Raw genomic sequence first — 984 nt, 5'->3', positions numbered from 1 at the left:
TACTTCATCAGTTCGCACTCTGTGCTCGGGTCTCCGAAAATTCCACAAGGAGTTTTGTACTTGTAAACTTTTGGTTTAAATTTACGCAACTGCTACAAGCGGCAAACCGTTGTGCGTCATTGAACCAAAACATCGTGCCAAATGAATTAATAGGATTTTTTTAGAAAATTAATAATTGAAAAAGTGTATCAAAAACAATTTCCAACTTGTAAAATAAAAGGAAGTTTAGAGCCTACGGAATTCGAACATATGTTTTCGAAAGGTATGATTCCAAAAAAATGTAGTGAATGTGACTTGATGTTCGAAGGTGAGTGTAGACGGAATTCTGAAATTACAGGTGAATATACAAGACTTGATTATGGGAAATGCGAGATTGAAGGAAAAACTGAACCTGTGCGCATTGAAATTGACAGTAATGGTTATGAAATTTTTGTTCCTGCAAAGTGCGAACATTGTGACTATTTAAAAAAGGACAAATACCGTGGATATATTTGCACTTTTGAAAAAAACATTTGGGGTGACTTTCCTCGTTCTCTTGATTGGGGCAATTGGAAGCCAAATTTTCCAATAATTGGTTTAGGAGCAAATCTAAAACTGACAAAACATTTGATTATTCTGATAGAAAATGAAAAGACAACTGAGGCTATAAAAGAAATAAAACGATTGAATAATGGAATTGAATTTAAAGAAGCCATCGAATCAGTTTCACTTCTAAAAAAGAAAATAGATAAATATTATTAAACAACGAACGCACAACAATGGCTATAAGTAATTGCTTGCTCTCGCCTACTTCTGAAAATCCTCGCGGATTTTCAGCTTGGTGTGTACTTGCAAAGTTACATGCTAAACCACGCAACTACTCATAGCCGAGACCGTTAGCGGCAACCTTAAACAACATTTAGCTAAAAATGAACAAAACCATTCGACCAATAATTGCATTAACTATTTTTGCGATTCTGTTCATCCTTTTATTTCCAATATCAA

General features: G+C 34.3%; 1 protein-coding gene. It reads left to right on the top strand.

Features of this window, described 5'->3' with window-relative positions:
• Window positions 1-183 precede the first annotated feature (183 nt).
• Window positions 184-741 (top strand): hypothetical protein, encoded by a 558-nt coding sequence (locus tag FHG05_RS18265; protein ID WP_140999565.1) that lies wholly within the window; start codon window positions 184-186, stop codon window positions 739-741.
• Window positions 742-984: the final 243 nt, after the last annotated feature.

The organism is Flavobacterium profundi (assembly GCF_006491645.1).
GTDB classification, from domain to species: domain Bacteria; phylum Bacteroidota; class Bacteroidia; order Flavobacteriales; family Flavobacteriaceae; genus Flavobacterium; species Flavobacterium profundi.
The sequence above is the reverse complement of the archived record's forward strand: the minus strand, read 5'-3'. Positions and strand labels throughout refer to the sequence as shown.